Source organism: Streptomyces sp. NPDC053474 (assembly GCF_044544845.1).
GTDB lineage: Bacteria > Actinomycetota > Actinomycetes > Streptomycetales > Streptomycetaceae > Streptomyces.
The window spans coordinates 458,504-477,884 of sequence record NZ_JBITXV010000002.1 but is presented as its reverse complement, the minus strand read 5'-3'; the positions used below and the strand labels follow the sequence as shown (position 1 = coordinate 477,884).

Here is a 19,381-nt window from a genome sequence, read left to right as displayed (position 1 = left end):
TCAGATGCGGGACAGGGCCCAGAAGCCCACCGCGAAACAGGCCAGGGCGGCGAGCAGCATCGGCAGGGCCACCTTCACGGGCGGGCCGTTGCGCCGCGGCCGGGCCGCGTGAGAGCGGGCGGCGCGGGAGCGCGAGGGCTTCTCCTCCTGCGGCGCCGCTGCCGACTCCGCGGGCCCTGGCGACAGCAGGGCTTCAACCGGGGCGAGAGGTCCCGGAACCTGGGCCGGGTGAGCGGTGTAGGGAGAACTAGGGGCGTACGCGTAGGCGCGCCGCACCGGGGAGCCCGTGGCCTGTGAGGGGTCGTCCTCCGCCCGTGCGGGCGGACGGGGGGATGCCGCATGCGGAGTGTGCGCAGGGGGAGTGGGTGGCTGCGCGGGCTGTGGGGGTGCCTGCGTCGGCGGGGGCAGGTGGAAGCTGCCGGTCTCCGACATCGGGGAGTGCGGAGGGTGCGACGGCGGTGGGGCGAGTGGTTGAGACACGGGGGGTGTGGAGGGCGTGGACGGCTGCGGTGTGAGCGGGGGTGGCGCGACGGGGCGCTGTGGCGTGGACGGCTCCGCCATCGGGTGCTGGGGCAGGGGTGGGCGGCCAACGGGGGCTTGGCCGAGGGCCGGTTGGCCGGTGGCGGTTTGGCCGAGGGCCGGTTGGCCCGCAGCGGGCTGGGCCATGGACGGTTGGCCCACGGGTGGTTGCTCCGTGGGTGGCCGCGGTACGGGCGATGGCGTGTGCGGCTGGGACGCGGGCAGCTGGGAGGCCGCAGGCTGGGGCGAAGGTGGCTGGGGTGGTGGTGGGTTGGGCGGTGGTGGATTGGGGGCGGGGGTGAGGGGGCCGTCGGGGCCGAAACCCTCGGGTAGCGGGCCCAGTTGGTCGAAGATCTCGACGAGCTCGTCGTCGGGGCCGGGCTCCGGCAGCACCTCGGCGGCGGAGGCGAGCGCCTTGCGCGCCCCCGTGGCGGTGCGGAAGCGCGCCTGCGGATCGGGTTGCAGCAGCGTCGCGATGACCTGCCACAGCGGCTCGGGTACGCCCCGGGGAGCGCCCGGGGTGCCGTGTGCCGCGAAGTGCTCGATGAGGGCCTTGGCGTCCGGCTTGGCGCCCTGGAGCAGATAGAGGGCGACGAGGCCGACGGCGAAGAGGTCGGCGGTGAAGTCCGGCTCGGCGCCGAGGATTTGCTCGGGAGCGACGTATCCGGGCGTGCCCACCACGTAGTCCGTCTCGGTCAGCCGTGGCTCGCCCTTGCGCATCGAGATGCCGAAGTCGGACAGGCGCAGATGCGGGCGTCCCGTCCCGGTGGCCTCGAGGAGTATGTTGGCGGGCTTGATGTCGCGGTGCACGACGCCTTCCGCGTGCACCGCGGCGAGACCGGCGAGGAGCTGATCGAGGAGCGTGCAGCAGAAGCGGGGCGGCAGCGCTCCGTAGTCACCGATGACATGCGCGAGCGAGCCGCCGGTGACCAGGTCCATGGTGAACAGGACCTGGTCGTCGTCGGCGGCCCAGCTCGCGGGGGCGAGCACATGCGGGTGGTCGATCCGCAGTGCCTGCTCCCGCACGAAGCGGAGCAGCGTATGGGCGTTTCTCTGTTGCAGGACCTTGGCGGCCACATACCGGCGCCGCCGCTGGTCCCAGGCACGCCAGACGGCGCCTACTCCCCCGCGGCCGATCGGGTCGACGAGTTCGTACCGGCCGGCGAAGACCTCACCCATGGTCGTGCCCCGCTCCCCTTCCGGGCCGCCCGGCAGCGGCCCGGCCGACGGCTCAGCTCTGGTGCGCCTCGTAGTGGGCGACGGCGTCCGCGGTGCGGCCCGCCCCGTACACCCGGAGGAACTCTGCCAGTTCCGGGTGGGTCGGGGCGAGGGAGTCCGCGGCATCGATGATGTCGCCCGCCGCCGCGACGGAGCGCAGCAGCGACTGGATCTCGCGCACCACGCGCTTCACCGTGGGGGCACCCGAACTCGACGTGGTCTGGGTGGTGTTGGTCAGTACGGAACCCCCCTGGGACTTCTTGATCTCGTCCATGCGGTCGGTTGCCTCGGCGGCGCTCACGCTGCCGTCCGCGACCTGCCCGGCCAGCTCCTGAAGTAGCTGGACGCGCTGGACCACGGCCGGATTGCCGATCTTGGCGCGCTGGCCGCTCATGAGCTGGGACAGCATGGGCGCGGACAGGCCGAGCACCCCGGCCAGCCGCGCCTGGTTCAGGCCCAGGTCGTCAATGAGGCGACGGAAGAGTGCCCCCAGCGGCTCCCCGTACCAATTCCGCTGGAGTTCCCGTGCTCTTGCGGTCGATTCTTGCTGTGCAGCGTCCATGTTGCGTCTCCCCATCGCTTCCCCATTGGACTGCGGTTCGCTGCCGCGAACCACGTCGAGCATCTTACGGAGAGTGGTCGCGCACGGGGACCCCCAATCCTTTTGCGAGATCCCCGGTGGGACCCGGTACTCTGGTCTGCGACGCTCCCCGGGCCGTGGTCTTCACGTACCGGTGTCGTTGTCCGGGGCCTTAGCTCAGTTGGTAGAGCGCTGTCTTTGCATGGCAGATGTCAGGGGTTCGACTCCCCTAGGCTCCACGTGATGAAACCCCTTCTGACCTGCGGTAACTTGGGTCGGAAGGGGTTTCTTCGTGCTGACATGTCAGCACAGCGCGGGTGCAAAGGCGCCGGGGGATCGAACTTGGCGTCTCCCCTAGGCCCGGGTCAGGAGGGCCTAGCAGCCGCCAGAGGCGGTGGTCGTTGCCGGGGCGGCGCAGCACCCGCTGTCCTCGCCGGTCTGTTCGGTGGAGGGCTCGTCGAACAGACCCGCGCCCCCGCACACGCCGGTTTCGGGCAGGGTCAGCTCGACACGTTCGGCGGCTTCCTGGTCTCCGGCCAGGGCAGCGGCGATGGAGCGGGTCTGCTCGTAGCCAGTCATGGCGAGGAAGGTGGGGGCGCGGCCGTAGGACTTCATGCCGACCAGGTAGACGTTCCCTTCTGGGTGGGACAGCTCGTTCACGCCGTGCGGGTAGACGGTGCCGCAGGAGTGGATGTTGGGGTCGATCAGCGGGGCAAGGGCGGTCGGGGCCTGGAGGCGTTCGTCCAGGCCGAGGCGGAGTTCGTCGAGGAAGGTCAGGTCGGGGCGGAAGCCGGTGAGGCCGATCACCTCGTCCACCGGGTCGAGGCGGTGGCCGTCCTCGCCGACGAGCACCAGTTGGTCTCCCGACCGCTCGACGGCGGTGGTGCGGAAGCCCGTCACAGTGTCCGTGTGGCCCTCCTCCATGGCGGCTTTGGCGGCGAGGCCCAGCGCGCCGCGGGCGGGGAGCTGGTCGGCTGCTCCGCCACCGAAGGTGGAGCTGGTGATGCCGCGCCGCAGGATCCATACCGCGTGTGTCCCCGGAGTCTCCTTCGCCAGGTCGGCCAGGTAGGCGAGGGCGGTGAAGGCCGAGGCGCCGGAGCCGACGATCGCGGTGCGCTTGCCCGCGTAGCGCGCACGGACGGCAGGGTCCTTCAGGTCGGGCACGCGGTAGGCGATGCGGTCGGCCGCCGCGCGCTCGCCGAGGGCGGGCAGGCCGTCGCCGCCGAGCGGGCTGGGGGTGGCCCAGGTGCCGGAGGCGTCGATGACGGCGCGGGCGAGGATGCGCTCCTCGCTGCCGTTAGCGCGCAGGATGTGGACGGTGAAGGACTGCTTGTCACGGTCGGCGTCGACGACGCGGTCGCGGCCGGTACGGGAGACACCGGTGACGCGGGTGTTCAAGCGGACTCGCTCGCCGAGGACGTCGGCGAGCGGCTGGAGGTACTGCTTGGCCCAGTCGCCGCCGGTGGGGTATGCGGCCCCGTCGGGCTTGACCCAGCCGGTGGGGGCCAGGAGCTTCTCGGCGGCCGGGTCGGTGACCTCGGCCCAGGGAGAGAAGAGGCGGACGTGCGACCACTCGCGAACAGCGGCGCCCGCGGTCTCTCCCGCCTCCAGGACCAGCGGTTCGAGGTCGCGGTCGAGCAGCTGGGCGGCGGCGGCAAGTCCGATGGGGCCGGCGCCGATGACCACGATGGGCAGGGCCGCGGAAGTGTTCTCACTCATGACGTGCTCCAGAAGGAGAGTGGCATCGATCTTCTGATTCGACAGATGTCGATATCCTCGACGTCTCGGAGGTTGCCCTATTGATTCGGCGGATGTCAATATTGACGCATGTCGAAGTTGAGTGGGCTGGAGCTGCGCGCCATGAACGAGCAGGTGGCCCCGTGCTGCCCGCCGCTGACGGAGCGGCCGCTGACGGCCGCGGAGTCCGAGCGGACCGCGAAGATGTTCAAGGCGCTCGGGGACCCGGTCCGGCTGCGGCTCTTCTCTCTGGTCGCTTCACACGAGGGCGGGGAGGCGTGCGTGTGCGACATCTCCGATGTCGGGGTCTCCCAGCCGACGGTGTCCCACCATCTGAAGAAGCTGAAGGAGGCCGGGCTGCTTGCCTCCGAGCGGCGCGGAACATGGGTGTACTACCGGGTCGAGCCGAGTGTGCTCGCCGCGATGGGCAAGCTGCTGACGGTGTCCTGAACGCGGCCTCTCCAGCGTGCGCGAACTCCGCCCGAAAGGGCGGGGGTTGTCAGTGGCACCGGGGAGGATGGGCGGATGGCCATTGATGTGGACTGGGCTCGCAAGGAGCTCGCGAACTTTCTCCAGCTGACCGAGCTGTACCGGAAGCCCGACCCTCCGGGCGTGTTCATCGTTTCCAGCCGCCTGTCCACGCGCGGGGCGACCGAGGACATCGTCGCCAGCGCCGCCAGGTCGTCGAGCAGATCCTGGACCGGGTGCTGCCCCGCTGGCGCACCGAAGTCCCTGACGATCACAACAAGACGATCAATCGCTGGTGCCAGCACATCGAGGCGGCCCAGCGGGCCGATGTGGTGCTGCTGCGCGACGCCGAGGTGCGGGCAGGACTCGGTGACGACGCGCCCCAGCTCAGCGCCGCAGTGATGCACCCGTGGGTCTGGGACGGCGCACGGGCGCTGTGGGGCAGCGGTCACTTCCGGGAAGCGGTGACGGCCGCCGCCAAGAAGGTGAACGCGGAGGCGCAGAACAAGGCCAGCCGCCGGGACTTGAGCGAGACCAAACTCTTCCAGAACGTCTTCTCGCTCGGTGGCCCCAAGCCCGGCGAGCCGCGGCTGCGGCTCATGACCGATGACGGCAGCGACACCTTCCGCAGTGTCCACCGCGGTGCCATGGCCTTCGCCGAGGGGTGCTACGCGGGAATCCGCAATCCCAACAGCCACGAGGACGGCCTGCCCGAACTGCCGGAGCACGAGGCCCTGGAACAGCTGGCCGCCTTCAGCGCTCTTGCCCGCTGGATCGACACCGCCACGCTGGTGACGGTCTGAGCATGCCGCCCCACGGCATTAGGCCCGCCCCGGCCAGCGGGCGGGCCGACGCGCGCTGCGTCCCCCTCAGGCGGCGGGCGTGAACCTCCGTCGCCAGGCCAGCGACACGTAGACGAGCGCGACCAGGACCGGCACCTCGATCAGCGGACCGACGACGCCGGACAGGGCCTGGCCGGAGGTGACGCCGAAGGTGGCGATGGCGACGGCGATGGCCAGCTCGAAGTTGTTGCCCGCGGCGGTGAAGGCGAGCGTGGCGGTGCGGTCGTAGGCCAGGCCGATCGCCTTGCCCAGGGCGAAGGTGCCGAACCACATCAGGGCGAAGTACACCAGGAGCGGCAGCGCGATGCGGGCCACGTCCAGCGGCTGCGAGGTGATCGTCTTCCCTTGCAGGGCGAAGAGGATCACGATGGTGAACAGCAGCCCGTACAGCGCCCACGGCCCGATCCTGGGCAGGAAGCCGGCCTCGTAGCGCTCGCGGCCGAGCTTGTGCTCGCCGATCCGGCGGGTCAGGAACCCGGCGAGCAGCGGGACGCCGAGGAAGATGACGACGTTGAGGGCGATCTTCCACATGGAGATGTCGAGGTGCTCGCCCTCGCCCAGGTTCAGCCAGCCGGGCAGCAGGTCGAGGTAGAACCAGCCAAGGAGGCCGAAGGCGACCACCTGGAAGACCGAGTTCAGCGCCACGAGCACGGCGGCGGCCTCGCGGTCGCCGCAGGCCAGGTCGTTCCAGATGATGACCATCGCGATGCAGCGCGCCAGCCCGACGATGATCAGGCCGGTGCGGTACTCCGGCAGGTCCGGCAGGAAGATCCAGGCCAGCGCGAACATCACAGCCGGGCCAATCAGCCAGTTGACGGCCAGCGAGGAGGCCATCAGCTTGCGGTCGCCCGTGACGGCGTCGAGCCGGTCGTAGCGGACCTTCGCGAGCACCGGGTACATCATGACCAGCAGGCCGAGCGCGATCGGCAGGGAGATCCCGCCGAGTTCGACCTTGGCGAGCGCGTCGTTCAGGCCGGGGACCAGCCGCCCCAGACTGAGGCCGAGGGCCATCGCGGCAAGGATCCACACCGCCAGATAGCGGTCAAGGGTGGAGAGCTTGGCGACGACGCCCGACTCGGCAGGGCCCGCGTGCGTGGGCGTGCTTGTACCCGCCCGATCGGTACTCGTCATCAACAGGCCCGCTTCCGGCCGGTCTCGATCGTCTCGCGCGCGGCGGCCGCCAGGCCCGAGAAGGAGGCGGCCAGGGCGTCGAGGACCTCGGGCTTGAGCTTGTAGTAGATGAAACGGCCGCACGGCTCGGTGTCCACCACGCCCGCCTCGCGCAGCACCTTCATGTGGTTGGACAGGTTGGTCTGCTTCGCGCCGGTCTCGGCGACCAGGTGGGTGGTGCACAGCGTCTCGTGGGCGAGCAGGGTCACGATCTTCAGCCTGAGCGGATCGGCGAGCACCCGCATCAGTTCAGTGTCGACTGACGTCAGCATGGGCTGATACTGTCACATCACCTGAGGCTGATACCAGTCCAAGCTGAACAGTGGAGCCCTCAGAAGGGGTCCTCATGACCGCACCCACACCGCCCTCCCTCCCCGCCGCCCGCTTCGCCGCCGGTGCCGCCCGCCTGGCCGCCCGCTACACCGGCCGCTTCTCCACCGAGACCGTCCAGGCACTGATCGCCGACTCCTACACCCAGCTCGCGGCCACCGCCAGCACCTCCACGCACCTGGTCGTGCTGGCCGAGCGATGGACGGCCGAGCGCCTCGACGCCCTCGACCATCTCCGCAAAAGGCCCGACGGCACGCTGCCGCGAGTGCTGTTCGTCTGCAGCCACAACGCCGGACGCTCCCAACTGGCCGCCGCCCTGCTCGCCCACCGCGCATGCGGCCTCGTACGGGTCTCCTCCGCGGGCACGACGCCGGCCGCCGCCACCGACCCCTTCGTGGACCAGGTACTGACCGAGGCCGGAGTCGATGCCAGCCACACATTCCCCAAACCGCTGACCGACGAGGCCGTCCAGGCCGCCGACGTCGTCGTCACCATGGGCTGCGGCGACGCCTGCCCCATCGTGCCCGGCCCCCGCTACCTGGACTGGCCCGTCCCCGACCCCGAAGGCGCCCCCATCGCCGTCGTACGCGAGATCCGCGACACCATCGACGCCCACATCACCGACCTGCTCGCCACCCTCCCAGAAGGGTGAACCCGCCCTGACGGGCATACCCGTCGACCTGATCCGCGAAGGAAGAACCCATGCCCTCCACCCCCGCCGCGTCCGTACTGTTCGTCTGCGTCCACAACGCCGGACGCTCCCAGATGGCCGCCGGATTCCTCACCCACCTCGCGGGCGACCGGATCGAGGTCCGCTCCGCCGGATCCCTCCCCGGCGACCAGGTCAACCCGGCCGCCGTCGAAGCCATGAAGGAAGTCGGCATCGACATCTCCACCGCCCAGCCCAAAGTGCTCACCACCGAGGCGGTCCAGGCATCCGACTACGTCATCACCATGGGCTGCGGCGACGCCTGCCCGGTCTTCCCCGGCAAGGAGTACCTCGACTGGGCCCTGGAAGACCCCGCAGGCAAGGGGGTTGAGGCCGTGCGCCCCATCCGCGACCAGATCAAGGAACGCATCGAGGCACTGATCGCCGAGATCGACGCCCGGCACCAGACGTGATCGAGTGGGATCCAACGAGATGTAAACGGGAGCCTTGGCCCCTAGGCTCCACCTCTATGAACCCCTCTGACCTGCGGAAACGCGGCCAGGGGGGTGTTTTTTCCCGATTTGCCTGGGGTGGGCCCGGTCATGCACGGCCTTCCGGTTTCCTACTTGTTTGACACAATGGGGCGTATGTCCGAGACGACGTACAGCATCGGTGAAGGGCCAGCGACGCGGGTCAGCCTCTCCCTGCCCGAGGGCACCGCTGAGGCGATCCGGGCCCGGGTCGGCAAGCGGGAGTTCTCCGCGTTCATCGCTGCGGCCGTCGAGCGGGAGCTGAGGGGGCAGGTGCTGGACGAGTACCTGGCCGACTACGAGAGCCGTAAGGGGCCGATGTCCGAGCGGACGCGACAGCGGGCGCGGCAGGTCTTCGACGAGGTGTTCGCCGAGGAAGACCAGTGGCCCGCCGCAGGCTGAGCCATGAGGGGACGCTCGTCCTGGACAGCGAGGGGCTCTCGAAGCTGCTGGCTGATGACGAGAGCGTGGTCGCCCTGGTCGCGGAGGCACGCTCGCGTGGCATGGAGGTGGTGATCTGTGCGCTCACCATCATCGAGGCCCTGCCCGCCCGCACCAACACGGCCCGGCTGAGCCAGCTGCTGTCCGGCCTCCGCGTGATCCCGGTGGGGGATGAGGAGGCGAAGGCGGCTTCGGCCCTGTTGATCGCCGCCGGGCTGCACGGTCACCAGTACGCCATCGACGCCGCCGTGGCCGAGGCCGCGCTGCGGCAGCAGCGGCCTGTGGCCATGCTGACCTCGGATGTCGACGACATGACCAAGCTCTGTGGCGGACGGGTGCGCCTCGTCGCCGTATGAGTCCGCCTCGACTTCGCCCGCCGCCACCCCCTGACGGCCTTCGAACGCCCGTGTCGCCCCGCCCTCGACCACATGAGGAGTGCTGTGTCGCTGGAAGTCGACGTATTGGTTGTCGGTGCTGGAATGTTCGGCTCGGCGGCGGCCAAGTACCTCAGCCGTGCGGGGGCCGACACGATGGTGGTCGGCCCGCTGGAGCCCGTACGACCGCAGACGGCTCGCCTGCCCGAGTTCAGCTCGCACCACGACGAGTCCCGCATCGCGCCCTGCCTGGGGTGGGACCGCTTCTGGGGAACCGTGGACAGCCGTTCAGCGGCGCGCTACCGGGACATCGAGGCGGAGTCCGGGGTGGAGTTCTTCCACGAATGCGGGGCTCTCGCGCTGGTCGCCGCCTCTCTTCGGGAGCGCACCGAGGCGATGCTGCGTGCCAGTGAGGGTGACGGCGTGGTCGTGGAGCGGATGCTCGAAGCCGAACTGCGCCAGGCGTTCCCCGGCCTGGGGCTGCCCCCGATGGTCGGGGGCGTCGAGGGACTCCTGGAGCGCGAGAGCGCTGGCTACGTCAACCCGCGCCAACTGGTCGAAGCCCAGACGCGGTTGGCGACAGCGTCCGGGGCACGGCTGCTGCGCGGCACGGCCGCCTCGGTCCGACGAGACGGCAGGACGAGCCTGTGGCACGTGGATGTCGACGCCGCCGAGAGCGCGGGACGTGTGACGGTGAGAGCCGAACGCGTGCTCATCGCGGCGGGCTCCCTGGTCAACCACACCCACGTCCTTCCCAGCCCGCAGCGACTCGATCTCCAGGTCTTCACCGAACCCAACCTGCTCTTCGAGGTCGCCGACCGCCAGCTCCCCGCACTCCGGCGCCTGCCCACCGTCGTGACCATCGACCCCCAGGACTCGGGCAGCGACAACCTGTCCGCGTACCTGATCCCGCCCGTCCGCTATCCCGATGGCCGGTGGTACCTGCGCGTCGGCCCGGCAATGCAGCCGATCGTCCGCGAGCTGCACACGGCCGGTGAGGCGCACGCCTGGTACGCCCACCAGCGCGTCACACCGGAGCAGTCGGACTTCCTCACCCGCATGTCGCGGATCCTGCTCCCCCAGCTGGAGCCGGTCTGCGTCCGCGAGGCATGCTGCGTCGTGGACAAGACGCCCTCGCGCTATCCGTACATCGGGCATCTGGACGAGGGCGAAACCCTGACCGTGGCCGTCGGCGGCAACGGTCACGGCGCCCGCGGGTCCGACGAGATCGGGCGCCTCGCCTCAACTGTCGTCCTGGAGCAGCCATGGGACTTCCCGCTGCCCCAGGAGACGTTCGCCCCGATGACGGTGTCCGCCGCCTCACCGAGCCGACCGGACTACCTTCGGCCGCCCTTCGGGCTGTGCTGAGGCAGGCCCCAGGCGGGGCTGTGTGCTTGTGCCAGGTGTGAGCCGTCCTGGTCAGGTCGCGCGGCGGTGGCCCTGGTCGTCGCAGGGCAGTTCGGCCTTGGTGTGGTGGACGCGGAGGTCGCGGGCGGCCTGCCGTTCGGCTTCGGTGATCGCGGTGGGTTTGACGTCGATGATGCCGCCGAAGGGCCGGTCCACGTCCCGGATGATGCACAGCATGGTGGCGAGCAGGGCGGTGATCACGGTGAGGGTGATGAGCTGTCCGCGGTTGTTCTTGCGGGGCAGGCAGACGCCGAGGGCCACCACGGTGACGATGAGGGTGGCCAGGAGGAACCAGAAGATGGCGCTGGGGATGCTGGCGGTGGCCTGGGTGAGGCGTTCCTCACGCTCGTCGGAGCGCTTGTTGTCGGCGGCGATCAGCATGCCGAAGACGGGTTTGCCCTCCAGGTCGCGGAAGGCGCGGCGCACGTCGGTCGACCACACGCTCGGCGCGGATGATCCGTCGCCGTCGGCCATGGCGGGCCACTCCTGGGCCCGGACGGCCCGGGCGTAGCAGACGGCGTCGGCCTGGATCCGTGCCCGCTGGGCATCGGGCGCGTACTCGGCGGCCTCGGTGAGCTGGTCCAGGGCGCGGGCCTCGCCCCGGGAGGCGTTCTCGGCCTTGCCGTAGGAGCCGGAGGCGGTGACGAGGACGAACGCCAGGAGCAGCACCGTCAGCGTCAGCAGGGGGCCGACGAGGTCCTTGACCGCCATGCCCTTGTCGTCGTCCTCGCTGGTCAGCCGGGGCCGCAGGAAGCGGTTCGCCGCGAGGCCCGCGAGCAGGGCGATGACGGCGACGACGATGACGAGGACCACGGACGGTCACCTCCGGGAGGGGCGGGAGAGGAAGGTGTGCCCGGGCACCGGGACACCGCGGTCATGTCCCGCCGTCCAGCGCCCCAGAAACCGCAGGAACGTTTCGCCGCAGGTGCCGAGCTGATCACCGGGGATGCACCAGAATGTTCTGGTATGGGGTAGGGCGCAGCACGTCGATGGACGGGTGCGCGTAGATATTCGCTCGTGCAATCGCATGGGGCCCGCCTTGAGGTGCCAAGGTGGGCCCCACGTCGATCTTCGTGGTATTTCCGCAGGTCAGAGGCGGTTGGTGGGGTGGCCGCCCGGCTGCTGACCCTGGTTCAGATCATTACGCTCGGTCACCGAATCGGCGGTTCAGGCGTCGTACGAGTACTCCGGCGCCGATGAGGAGGCCGCTCGCGGTGACGAGCGCGATGGTGCTGCCGGAGCCGGTCTGGGGCATCTCCGGCGGCCGTGAGGTGCTGGGTGACGGGGACGGGGGCTGCGAGGTGGGCGGCCCCGAGGTCGGGGGCTGCGACGTCGGCGGGGTGGAGGTCGGGGGCTGGGACGTCGGAGGCTGCGTCGTCGGGGGTTGCGAGGTGGGCGGCTGGGTCGTGGGCGGCTGGGTCGTGGGCGGCGGGGTCGTGGGCGGCGGGGTCGTGGGCGGCTGCGTCGTCGGAGGCGGGGTCGTGGGCGGCTTCGTCGTGGGCGGCGGGGTGGACGGGGTGTCGCCGTACCCGGAGGGCCCGTGGTCGTCGCCGTAACCGGAATCCTTGGAGCCGCGGTACCCGGGCTCCCCGCTGTCTCCGTAGCCGTCCGCGTAGCCGTGCCCGTCGGCATCGCCGTGGTCGGGACCGTGCGTGTCGTCTGCGCCGTACTCAGACGAGTCCCCGCGGTTCGTGGCAGGGCCGTGGTGGCCGTATCTGTCCTGGCTGCCGTACTCGCCCGCCGATGACGGGGCCTCAGACCGCTTGTCGGTGGCGGGTGATGGGGGCTCGGCTCTTCTGGCGGCGGCGCTGTCCGGGGCGGTGTCGCCCGACGGTGACTCGGCCTTCCGCGCGGCGGGCCCCGCTGGGGCAGGTGGTGCCGCCGCGGCCGGGGGTGGCGCGTGCACCTCGGCTGCTCCTGGCGCCTGATCGGCGTCCCCGGCCAGGGCCGTGCCGCAGGCGACGCCGACGGCGCAGGCCGTGCCGACGGCCATGGCCAAGGCCGTCCCGGACTTTCTCAGAACTCGCATGATCGGATCCCTCCATGCAGACAAGCAGACAATCTGGTTAATCCGCATCCAAACAGGGCATCTTTGCTCCGCCGCAGATGACTCGCGGAAGGGGATGCGGACCGCTCGCGCCTTCACCCGACCGGAAGACGAGCGGCGGGCGTGGCGCCGCCGAAGACGCGTTCGGGGCCGGCCACGGCGGTGGCCGGCCCCGAACGGTGGCGGGAGGGAGGAGGCGTCAGTGGTTGCCGGCGCCGTTTCCGGCCAGGACGGAAATGTCGTCCAGGATGTGCGACAGCGGCTCGTCGCCCTTGGCCTGCGTCGAGTTCTCGACGCACTGCTGGTTCTGCGGGGCGGACAGGACGTTGATGTCCTGGACGGCGACCGGGATCAGTCCGGCGATGGCGCCCGCGTTCAGCTTGGCCGGCAGGCCGATGCAGGGCTTGTTGAGCGAGCCCTGGACCAGCGACATCTGCGGGCTCATGTCGCCGTGCGTCGCGGAGTTGCCGAACGCCTGCGAGGCGCCGTTGCCGCTCTTCGAGGTGGTGCCCGAGTCGTTGCCGATGGCGAGGGCCTGTGGGGCCGCGACGGCCGACATGCCCGCGACGGACGCGGCGATGGCGGCGGAGGCCAGGACCTTCTTCATGTGGGTTCCCTTCGGAAAGAGGCTCCGTTACGGAGCCGCGTGATGATCAACTGAGTGGTGGCGCCGGAGTTGCGCCCCTCGACCCGGCCGGTCCATTAGTGAGGTCATCGCTCAAATCGTGGAATCGTGGAACCGATCGGGTGTCGCTCGGGTATTACAGGGGTGTCGTCCGCGTGTATCCGAAGCGGCCGCCCGCTGTTTTGCCAGGCGGGCAATCAGGTACGTAGGTCAAGTACGCAAAAGGCGATCGAATACGTAAGACAGCGAAAGCTTCACGGTGTCGAGGTGAGGGCATGAGCAACCCTGGCGGAAAATGGCAGAGGCAGGGTGTCATTCCGGTCAGCAGGCGTTCCTCGGAATGCCGTGTTGAGCCGATCTACGAATCGCTTCTGCACAAGTGGAGTGCTCAGGGAAAGACAGTTCCGGGCCGACCCGATCAGGAGTGGCAGAAGCTCGTGGGACGTGACTTCTGGCCCCGGCCCTGAGTCGGCCCGGGCCCGGTGCGGGGCGCCCCCTCACAGCACAGCGGGCCGCCGAGGAGAGCGTGGCGGCCCGCTGGTACCGGGGGCGACGGGCGGACGTCAGTGGTTGCCGACGCCGTTTCCGGCCAGGACGGAAATGTCGTCCAGGATGTGCGACAGCGGCTCGTCGCCCTTGGCCTGCGTCGAGTTCTCGACGCACTGCTGGTTCTGCGGGGCGGACAGGACGTTGATGTCCTGGACGGCGACCGGGATCGCGCCGACGAGCGAGCCCGCGTTCACCTTGGCCGGCAGGCCAATGCAGGGCTTGTTGAACGAGCCCTGGATGAGTGCCATCTGCGGGCTCATGTTGCCGTACGTGGCGGAGTTGCCGAACGCCTGCGAGGCGCCGTTGCCGCTCGCCGAGGTGGTGCCGTGGTCGTTGCCGATGGCGCTCGCGGTGGGTGCCATCGCGGCGGCCATGCCTACGGCGGAAGCCGTGACCGCGGTCGCGGCCATAACCTTCTTGAGCACAGGATTTCCCTTCTGATGAGCCCCGTCTCCGCCCCTTCCAGGAGCACCTTGGGTAACTGCCGCTATGGCCAGTGGTTGCTCCGGTTCACTCGGATGGCCCACATGTTGGATATGAATCTCCTACTTCCCTGCAGAGACGGACGGAAGGAGAAGAAATGACAAAAGGACAAGGGTGGTGCGATCAGCTGATTTCTGTGCTGCGGACGTGTTGATCGGTGTGGTGTCGAGTTCTCTCCCGGAAAGAGATCCGATGGGGTGAACGTGCGCAACCGGGCGCCTGGTAGGCCTGTTGAACCGGGCTGAAGCAAGCCGTGTCTCTGTCCAGGAAAAGGAACAGGAAATGCTTAAGAAGTCAATGGCAGCGGCCGCGGTCGCCGCGTCCGTCGTCGGAATGTCTGCCGCCGCCGCGCCCACCGCGCTGGCCATTGGTGACGACAACGGCACCCACTCGATGAGCGGCAACGACGCCAAGCAGGCGTTCGGCAACTCGGCCACGCACGGCAAGATGAGCCCGCAGCTCTCGGCCGTCCAGGGCTCGCTGAACAAGCTGTGCGCGGGCGTGCCGATCAAGGCCAACGTGGGCTCGATCATCGGCCTGATCCCGGTCGCCGTCCAGGACATCCCGATCCTGTCGGCGCCGCAGAACCAGCAGTGCGTCGAGAACTCGACGCAGGCCAAGGGCGACGAGCCGCTGTCGCACATCCTGGACGACATCTCGGCGCTGTCCGGCAACGGCGTGAACAACGGCTGATCGCACCAGCGTTCCCGGGTCGCCCGGGCCGCCCGTACCTCGTTTTCGGGGGTGGCGGCCCGGGCGGCCCTTTCTGTGCCCGTGCGGTGTGCGGTCGTATTGTGCGGGCTGAGCTTCTGATTCTTTGGGCCACTGCGGTCCGGATTCCGCGCGTGGGTGTTCAACTCTCGCTGGTTCAGGGCCTCTTGGCCTGCTGAGTCAATCGAGTGAAATTCCGAACCGCGGCACCATCTCGGTTTCCTCGCCCAGTTTCACTCGTTAACAGGACTCAGGTCACGGTGCGGGAAGCAAATATTGACCGCCCGGTTTCGACCGCCGTATAGGCGTGACCCGACAGAAGGGAAATGTTGTGAAGCTCAAAAAGAGCGCTGCCATCGTCGCGGGCGCGGTTCTGGCTCTGGGTGTGGCTTCCCCGGCGTTCGCCGACGCCGACGCCAAGGGTGGCGCGCACGGCTCCCCGGGCGTGCTGTCCGGCAACGTCATCCAGGTTCCCGTCCACGTTCCCGTCAACGTGTGCGGCAACAGCGCCAACTTCATCGCGCTGCTGAACCCGGCGTTCGGCAACACCTGCGTCAACGACTGACGCAGCCAGCCCAGCTGTTCAGGCTGCGCCTTCGCCGGCCTTGGCGTACCACTCGGTGCCAAGGCCGGCTCCACCGCACAGAGGAAGATCACTAGATTGCGACAGGCCCTCAGTAAAGGAATGCTCTCCGCCGCCGCGGCGTCGAGCATCCTGTCTCTGTCTGGCACCTCCGCCCTCGCGGCTGACGCGAGCGGAGCGGCCCACGGTTCTCCCGGCCTCCTGTCGGGCAACAGCGTGCAGGCCCCGGTGGAAGTGCCGGTGAACATCTGCGGCAACACCGCCGACGCCGCGGCAGGCCTCAACCCGACGACCGGCAACAGCTGCGCGAACACGGGGCGGTCGGCCCGCCCCGAGCGCGCCGCCGCCCGCGCACAGCAGCAGCCGTCGGCCCCCGCCCAGGAGACGACCACGCCCGCGCGTGAGGCGACGACCGCTGCCCGGGAGGTGAAGAAGCCCCCGCACGAAGCGACGAAGCGCGCTGAGGAGGCGAAGAAGTCCGCCCACGAGGCGAAGAAGCCCGCCCGGGAGACGGCGAAGCCCGCCCGGGAGCGGCGGACCGCTGCGGCCCCGAAGGCGCGGAAGCCCTCGACGGCGCACGGATACGGGGAGCGCTCGGAGGCGTACGACCGCGCGGACCACGCCGATCGCGCCGACCGCTCCAGCCAGCGCGCGACGGTCCACCCCGCCCCGGTGTCCCCGCGGCAGGAGTCCCGGCCGCACACGTCCCCGCGGCACGCGGCCCCCAGGCACGCGGCACCCGCCGCCCCGCGGCAGGAGTCCCCCCGCACGCAGCCCCCGGCCGCGAGGCACGCGGCCAGGCCCGCGGTGGAGGCCGCCCCCAAGCCCGCCGCCAAGCCCGCCGCGCGCCCCACGGCCGAGCGGGTCGCCCAGCGCGCCGTCACGACGCCGCCCCCGGCTCCCCGGCCCGCCGGTTCGGGAGCCACGGCCACGGGTGAGGCCTCGGGCTCGCCGGGTCTCCTGTCGGGCAACCTCGGGCAGCTCCCCCTGGAGCCCGTCCTGAACCTCTGCGGCAACACCGTGGACATCGTCGCGGCCCTCAACCCGGTCTTCGGCAACCGCTGCGAGGAGGACTCCACGCCCACCCCGCCGCACGAGCAGCCGATGCCGCCGCGCGGGAAGCCGCCGGTCCGCCCCGCCGAGCCCACGGCGCCGGAACCGAAGGCTCCGCCCCGGTCGGTGACGCCGCCCAAGGCCCCCGTGCCGGTGCACGAGGCCCCGGCCGTGCCGCCCGCCCCCCGGGTCGACGTCGTCCCCGCCCCCCGGGCCCAGCTCGCGCGGACGGGTGCGGAGCCCGGCCTCCTCGGTGCCGCGGCGGCGAGCGCCGCGCTGCTCGGCGCCGGTGCGGTCCTCTACCGACGCGGACGCGCCACGGCCCGGCCGTAGCCGGACGTTCACCCCGTGAAGCGTGGGGGCCGACCCGGACCGGGTCGGCCCCCACGCTTCACACATGTCCGGGCCGCTCAGCTACCGAGCCGCTCCGGTTCCCGTACGCCCGTCCGTGACGCCGGTACGGCACGCGCGCGTACGCGGTCCCGCAGTCGCCGTGCGACATTGCGGCCCCACAGGCTGCGCAGGGCCGTGCCGGGGGCGCGGTCGTCCGGGGCGTGCCAGGCCAGCTCGCGCGCCGTGCTCTGGTGCGGGAGGAGCGCGCTCAGCGGGGCGTAGTTCTCCACCAGGAAGGTCCGGCCGGGCAGGGGGCGCGGCGCGGACAGGGGGCGGTGCGTCAGGTCCAGGTGCAGCGCGCGTACGACGTCGAGCTCGGCGCCGTCGGCGAAGAGGCGGAACTGGGCGCCGGGGCGCGGGTTGAAGTCGAGCAGGTGGTACGTGCCGGTCGCGGTGTCCTGGCGGAAGTCGAGGTCGAAGACGCCCCGGTAGCCGACCGTCGTCATGAGCCGGGCGGCGAGTGCCTCCAGGGCGGGGTTGGGCACCCACTCGCCGCGCACGGTGATGCCCGCCGCGCGGGGCCAGGCGCGCAGCTTGCGTCCCGTGCCACCGCCGTGCACACGGCCGTCGCGGCCCACGTACCCGTGCACGAACCAGTCGCTGCCGCCGCCCGCCGCCACGAAGGCCTGGAGCAGCAGGGGGCTGCCCGCCTCCGCGCCGCGCTCGAACAGGGCCGCGGCCTCGCCGGGGGAGCGGACGACCACCGTGCTGTGCAGGCCCGCGTCGCGCGGCAGGCACCAGGGGCGGCTCCACTTGGCCACCGCCGCCGGGCCGAGGCTGCGGGCGACCGCCGCGGCCCGGCTCGCCGAGTCCGGCAGCTCGGTCCGCGGATGCGGTACTCCCGCGGCCGCGCACAGCTCGGCGAGCGCCGCCTTGTCCGCCACGCTCTCCGCCGTGCCGGGTGCCATCGCGGGCAGCAGGAACCGGTCGCTCAGCTCGGTCCGCAGCGCGCTGACGGCCAGGGAGCCCGCGTCGTCCAGGGGGATGAGGACGGCGGGCCCGCGCAGGGTGGCGGCGACGCGGAGCAGCGCGGCGGCCACCTCGGCCAGGGGTGCGGCGGGCCCGGGCGGCGGGTGCATCCGGTGCAGATAGCGCGAGCGGGCCACCGGGCTGTGCGCGTCGGCGGCGACCAGGTGCACCTCCACTCCCGCCCGCCCCAGGGAGCGCACCGCGCCCAGTGTTCCGTGGTGGAAGGAATTCCTGTCGATCCGCAGCAGGACCGCGGGGATGCGTGTATCCAGACGCTGCACTTTCGCCCTTACTGTTCGATCGCCCAAAGGGGCGATCTGTCGGCGCGGAGGATTAGGAGCTCGATTGGCGCAATACACATAAAAATGACTGAGCGTCAGTAAGCGGAGGCGGAATCGAGGAGCAGGCATGAGGGCCCGACACAGTCATCGACGCGGTAAACGCGCGGTCTTTATTGCCGCCGGAGTCATTATGTCGGCCGCGCTGGCCGCCGGGCCGGGATACACGGTGGACATCCGGCGTGCCGACGACCCGCCCCCGCCCGCCACGCCCGCAACGCCCGCGCCAGCGGATCCGGCGACCCCGGAGACTCCGGCGTCCCCGGCCACCCCCGCAAGACCCGTGCCCGCGAGTCCCGTCGCTCCCCGGCCGCCCGTCGCCCCCGCCGTGCCGTCGCCCGCCGCACCCGCCGAGCCCGCCGGGGCGAGCACCTTCGGCGCGTACGTCGACTACGGCTCGCGCGGCCCCCGCCGGATCCAGGAGCTCAGTGAATGGCTGGGCGGCGCGCAGCTGCGGGTCGGGCACACGTATCTGCCGGGGGACCGGTGGAGCAACATCGAGGGCGCGCCCGACTTCCTGGAGAGCTGGGCCGACTGGCGCAAGGAGAAGGACGACCGGCTGTTCGTGCTGAACGTGCCGATGCTCGACCGCAACGAGGAGGGCGTCGGCGACTACGCGGTGCGCTCGCTGCTGCGCCGGGGCGCGGCGGGCGAGTTCGACGAGCACTACCGGGTGCTCGCGCGGCGCCTGGTCGACCTCGGGGTGCCGGACACGGTCCTCGTGCTCGGCTGGGAGATGAACGGCACCACGTACACGCACCGGTGCGCCCCCGACCCCGAGTCCTGGAAGGCGTACTGGAAGCGCATCGTCACGGCCATGCGCGCGGTGCCCGGGCAGAAGTTCAGGTTCGACTTCACGCCGAGCCGCGGCCGGGACGCCGTGCCCTGGACCGAGTGCTATCCCGGTGACGACGTCGTCGACATCGTCGGCATGGACTCGTACGACCAGCCGCGGGGCATGGCGTTCGACGAGCAGGTGAGCGAGCCGTACGGGCTCAAGGACCACGTCGAGTTCGCGGCGCGGCACAAGAAGGCCATCTCCTATCCCGAATGGGGCTTGTTCCGCAACGGCGACAACGCGGAGTACATGCGCCGCATGCTGGCCTGGATGGACGACAAGCAGCCGCTCTACAACACCATCACCGACTACTGTCCGCACGGCGTGTGGCAGTGCTCCACCAACCCCCGGTCCTCGCGGGTCTACCGCGAACTCCTCACCGGACGCGGGGACACGCCGCCGAAGCCGACCGAGCCGAAGCCGACCCCGACCGAGTGTTCGCCGCTGGACCTCGGCGACTGGGTCGAGTACTGGCTGGGAGGCAAGCTGTGCCTGCGCTTCGACTGGTGGCGCAGGGACCGCTGAGG

At 70.7% G+C, this 19,381-nt stretch carries 21 protein-coding genes and 1 tRNA gene; 13 read left to right on the top strand and 9 right to left on the bottom strand.

Annotation, left to right across the window (positions count from 1 at the left end):
- Positions 1-1,698 carry a protein kinase gene (locus ACIG3E_RS05790; RefSeq protein ID WP_399611706.1) on the bottom strand — a complete coding sequence of 566 codons (1,698 nt, stop codon included), beginning with the start codon at positions 1,696-1,698 and terminating at the stop codon, positions 1-3.
- 52 nt (positions 1,699-1,750) lie between these two features.
- The gene (locus tag ACIG3E_RS05785) at positions 1,751-2,299 is read right to left on the bottom strand and encodes a DNA-binding protein (RefSeq protein WP_138960712.1); all 549 of its coding nucleotides are present in this window, start codon (positions 2,297-2,299) and stop codon (positions 1,751-1,753) included.
- A gap of 184 nt (positions 2,300-2,483) precedes the next feature.
- On the opposite strand from ACIG3E_RS05785, the gene ACIG3E_RS05780 reads away from it, so the two are divergent.
- Positions 2,484-2,556, top strand: a tRNA-Ala gene (locus ACIG3E_RS05780).
- Positions 2,557-2,692: 136 nt separating this feature from the next.
- Here ACIG3E_RS05780 and ACIG3E_RS05775 read toward each other — a convergent pair.
- Positions 2,693-4,036 carry an NAD(P)-binding domain-containing protein gene (locus ACIG3E_RS05775; RefSeq protein ID WP_399611702.1) on the bottom strand — a complete coding sequence of 448 codons (1,344 nt, stop codon included), beginning with the start codon at positions 4,034-4,036 and terminating at the stop codon, positions 2,693-2,695.
- A gap of 108 nt (positions 4,037-4,144) precedes the next feature.
- Here ACIG3E_RS05775 and ACIG3E_RS05770 point away from each other — a divergent pair, with 108 nt between their 5' ends.
- Positions 4,145-4,504: an ArsR/SmtB family transcription factor gene (locus ACIG3E_RS05770; protein ID WP_399611699.1), complete on the top strand. Its 360-nt coding sequence runs from the start codon at positions 4,145-4,147 to the stop codon at positions 4,502-4,504.
- A 254-nt stretch (positions 4,505-4,758) separates the two neighbouring features.
- Positions 4,759-5,325: a TIGR02391 family protein gene (locus ACIG3E_RS05765; RefSeq protein ID WP_399611697.1), complete on the top strand. Its 567-nt coding sequence runs from the start codon at positions 4,759-4,761 to the stop codon at positions 5,323-5,325.
- Between the two features lie 66 nt (positions 5,326-5,391).
- On the opposite strand, the gene arsB is transcribed toward ACIG3E_RS05765, so the two are convergent.
- Both arsB and ACIG3E_RS05755 read right to left on the bottom strand, forming a co-directional pair.
- Positions 5,392-6,495: an ACR3 family arsenite efflux transporter gene (gene arsB, locus ACIG3E_RS05760; protein ID WP_399611694.1), complete on the bottom strand. Its 1,104-nt coding sequence runs from the start codon at positions 6,493-6,495 to the stop codon at positions 5,392-5,394.
- Complete coding sequence (locus ACIG3E_RS05755; RefSeq protein ID WP_399611692.1) at positions 6,495-6,806, bottom strand: ArsR/SmtB family transcription factor; 312 nt, start codon at positions 6,804-6,806, stop codon at positions 6,495-6,497. Before ACIG3E_RS05755 ends, arsB begins: the two co-directional genes overlap by 1 nt.
- 74 nt (positions 6,807-6,880) lie before the next feature.
- Between ACIG3E_RS05755 and ACIG3E_RS05750 the strand changes: the two genes are divergently transcribed.
- The 5 genes from ACIG3E_RS05750 (at position 6,881) to ACIG3E_RS05730 (ending at position 10,226) form a co-directional block, all read left to right on the top strand.
- Positions 6,881-7,516, top strand: a complete 636-nt coding sequence (locus ACIG3E_RS05750) for a three-helix bundle dimerization domain-containing protein (protein ID WP_399611690.1) — start codon at positions 6,881-6,883, stop codon at positions 7,514-7,516.
- 50 nt (positions 7,517-7,566) lie between these two features.
- Positions 7,567-7,986, top strand: coding sequence for an arsenate reductase ArsC (locus ACIG3E_RS05745; RefSeq protein WP_399611687.1), 420 nt, complete (start codon positions 7,567-7,569; stop codon positions 7,984-7,986).
- A gap of 174 nt (positions 7,987-8,160) precedes the next feature.
- Positions 8,161-8,445, top strand: a complete 285-nt coding sequence (locus ACIG3E_RS05740; protein WP_399611684.1) for a hypothetical protein — start codon at positions 8,161-8,163, stop codon at positions 8,443-8,445.
- Positions 8,427-8,840, top strand: coding sequence for a DNA-binding protein (locus tag ACIG3E_RS05735; protein ID WP_399611683.1), 414 nt, complete (start codon positions 8,427-8,429; stop codon positions 8,838-8,840). The genes ACIG3E_RS05740 and ACIG3E_RS05735 overlap by 19 nt, the downstream gene beginning before the upstream one ends.
- Before the next feature lie 84 nt (positions 8,841-8,924).
- The gene (locus ACIG3E_RS05730) at positions 8,925-10,226 is read left to right on the top strand and encodes an NAD(P)/FAD-dependent oxidoreductase (RefSeq protein WP_399611680.1); all 1,302 of its coding nucleotides are present in this window, start codon (positions 8,925-8,927) and stop codon (positions 10,224-10,226) included.
- Positions 10,227-10,277: 51 nt separating this feature from the next.
- Here ACIG3E_RS05730 and ACIG3E_RS05725 read toward each other — a convergent pair whose 3' ends face one another.
- Positions 10,278-11,078 carry a hypothetical protein gene (locus tag ACIG3E_RS05725; protein WP_399611677.1) on the bottom strand — a complete coding sequence of 267 codons (801 nt, stop codon included), beginning with the start codon at positions 11,076-11,078 and terminating at the stop codon, positions 10,278-10,280.
- 401 nt (positions 11,079-11,479) lie between these two features.
- Here ACIG3E_RS05725 and ACIG3E_RS05720 point away from each other — a divergent pair, with 401 nt between their 5' ends.
- The gene (locus ACIG3E_RS05720) at positions 11,480-11,821 is read left to right on the top strand and encodes a hypothetical protein (RefSeq protein WP_399611675.1); all 342 of its coding nucleotides are present in this window, start codon (positions 11,480-11,482) and stop codon (positions 11,819-11,821) included.
- A 690-nt stretch (positions 11,822-12,511) separates the two neighbouring features.
- Here the strand turns inward: ACIG3E_RS05720 and ACIG3E_RS05715 are convergent.
- Together ACIG3E_RS05715 and ACIG3E_RS05710 are read right to left on the bottom strand one after the other, a co-directional pair.
- Positions 12,512-12,919, bottom strand: coding sequence for a rodlin (locus ACIG3E_RS05715; RefSeq protein WP_399611673.1), 408 nt, complete (start codon positions 12,917-12,919; stop codon positions 12,512-12,514).
- A gap of 581 nt (positions 12,920-13,500) precedes the next feature.
- On the bottom strand, positions 13,501-13,911 hold the full coding sequence (locus ACIG3E_RS05710; RefSeq protein WP_399611669.1) for a rodlin: 411 nt from the start codon (positions 13,909-13,911) through the stop codon (positions 13,501-13,503).
- A 340-nt stretch (positions 13,912-14,251) separates the two neighbouring features.
- Between ACIG3E_RS05710 and ACIG3E_RS05705 the strand changes: the two genes are divergently transcribed.
- From ACIG3E_RS05705 to ACIG3E_RS05695, 3 genes are all read left to right on the top strand, one after another.
- Positions 14,252-14,662 (top strand): rodlin, encoded by a 411-nt coding sequence (locus ACIG3E_RS05705; protein ID WP_399611666.1) that lies wholly within the window; start codon positions 14,252-14,254, stop codon positions 14,660-14,662.
- 325 nt (positions 14,663-14,987) lie between these two features.
- The gene (locus tag ACIG3E_RS05700) at positions 14,988-15,245 is read left to right on the top strand and encodes a chaplin (RefSeq protein ID WP_399611664.1); all 258 of its coding nucleotides are present in this window, start codon (positions 14,988-14,990) and stop codon (positions 15,243-15,245) included.
- Between the two features lie 120 nt (positions 15,246-15,365).
- Positions 15,366-16,649, top strand: coding sequence for a chaplin family protein (locus tag ACIG3E_RS05695; RefSeq protein WP_399611662.1), 1,284 nt, complete (start codon positions 15,366-15,368; stop codon positions 16,647-16,649).
- Between the two features lie 77 nt (positions 16,650-16,726).
- On the opposite strand, the gene ACIG3E_RS05690 is transcribed toward ACIG3E_RS05695, so the two are convergent.
- Positions 16,727-17,959, bottom strand: coding sequence for an ATP-grasp domain-containing protein (locus ACIG3E_RS05690; protein WP_399611660.1), 1,233 nt, complete (start codon positions 17,957-17,959; stop codon positions 16,727-16,729).
- Positions 17,960-18,086: 127 nt separating this feature from the next.
- Here ACIG3E_RS05690 and ACIG3E_RS05685 point away from each other — a divergent pair, with 127 nt between their 5' ends.
- Entirely contained in the window at positions 18,087-19,379 is a 1,293-nt protein-coding gene (locus ACIG3E_RS05685) for a glycoside hydrolase family 26 protein (protein ID WP_399611657.1), read from the top strand.
- Positions 19,380-19,381 lie beyond the last annotated feature (2 nt).

Bases quoted from the DNA above. Each gene is read 5' to 3' on its own strand.
- ACIG3E_RS05750 (WP_399611690.1), top strand. From the start codon at position 6,881: ATGACCGCACCCACACCGCCCTCCCTCCCCGCCGCCCGCTTCGCCGCC.
- ACIG3E_RS05770 (WP_399611699.1), top strand. From the start codon at position 4,145: ATGTCGAAGTTGAGTGGGCTGGAGCTGCGCGCCATGAACGAGCAGGTG.
- ACIG3E_RS05745 (WP_399611687.1), top strand. From the start codon at position 7,567: ATGCCCTCCACCCCCGCCGCGTCCGTACTGTTCGTCTGCGTCCACAAC.
- ACIG3E_RS05715 (WP_399611673.1), bottom strand. From the start codon at position 12,919: ATGAAGAAGGTCCTGGCCTCCGCCGCCATCGCCGCGTCCGTCGCGGGC.
- ACIG3E_RS05775 (WP_399611702.1), bottom strand. From the start codon at position 4,036: ATGAGTGAGAACACTTCCGCGGCCCTGCCCATCGTGGTCATCGGCGCC.
- ACIG3E_RS05685 (WP_399611657.1), top strand. From the start codon at position 18,087: ATGAGGGCCCGACACAGTCATCGACGCGGTAAACGCGCGGTCTTTATT.
- ACIG3E_RS05695 (WP_399611662.1), top strand. From the start codon at position 15,366: ATGCTCTCCGCCGCCGCGGCGTCGAGCATCCTGTCTCTGTCTGGCACC.
- ACIG3E_RS05740 (WP_399611684.1), top strand. From the start codon at position 8,161: ATGTCCGAGACGACGTACAGCATCGGTGAAGGGCCAGCGACGCGGGTC.
- ACIG3E_RS05755 (WP_399611692.1), bottom strand. From the start codon at position 6,806: ATGCTGACGTCAGTCGACACTGAACTGATGCGGGTGCTCGCCGATCCG.
- ACIG3E_RS05790 (WP_399611706.1), bottom strand. From the start codon at position 1,698: ATGGGTGAGGTCTTCGCCGGCCGGTACGAACTCGTCGACCCGATCGGC.
- ACIG3E_RS05705 (WP_399611666.1), top strand. From the start codon at position 14,252: ATGCTTAAGAAGTCAATGGCAGCGGCCGCGGTCGCCGCGTCCGTCGTC.
- arsB (WP_399611694.1), bottom strand. From the start codon at position 6,495: ATGACGAGTACCGATCGGGCGGGTACAAGCACGCCCACGCACGCGGGC.
- ACIG3E_RS05785 (WP_138960712.1), bottom strand. From the start codon at position 2,299: ATGGACGCTGCACAGCAAGAATCGACCGCAAGAGCACGGGAACTCCAG.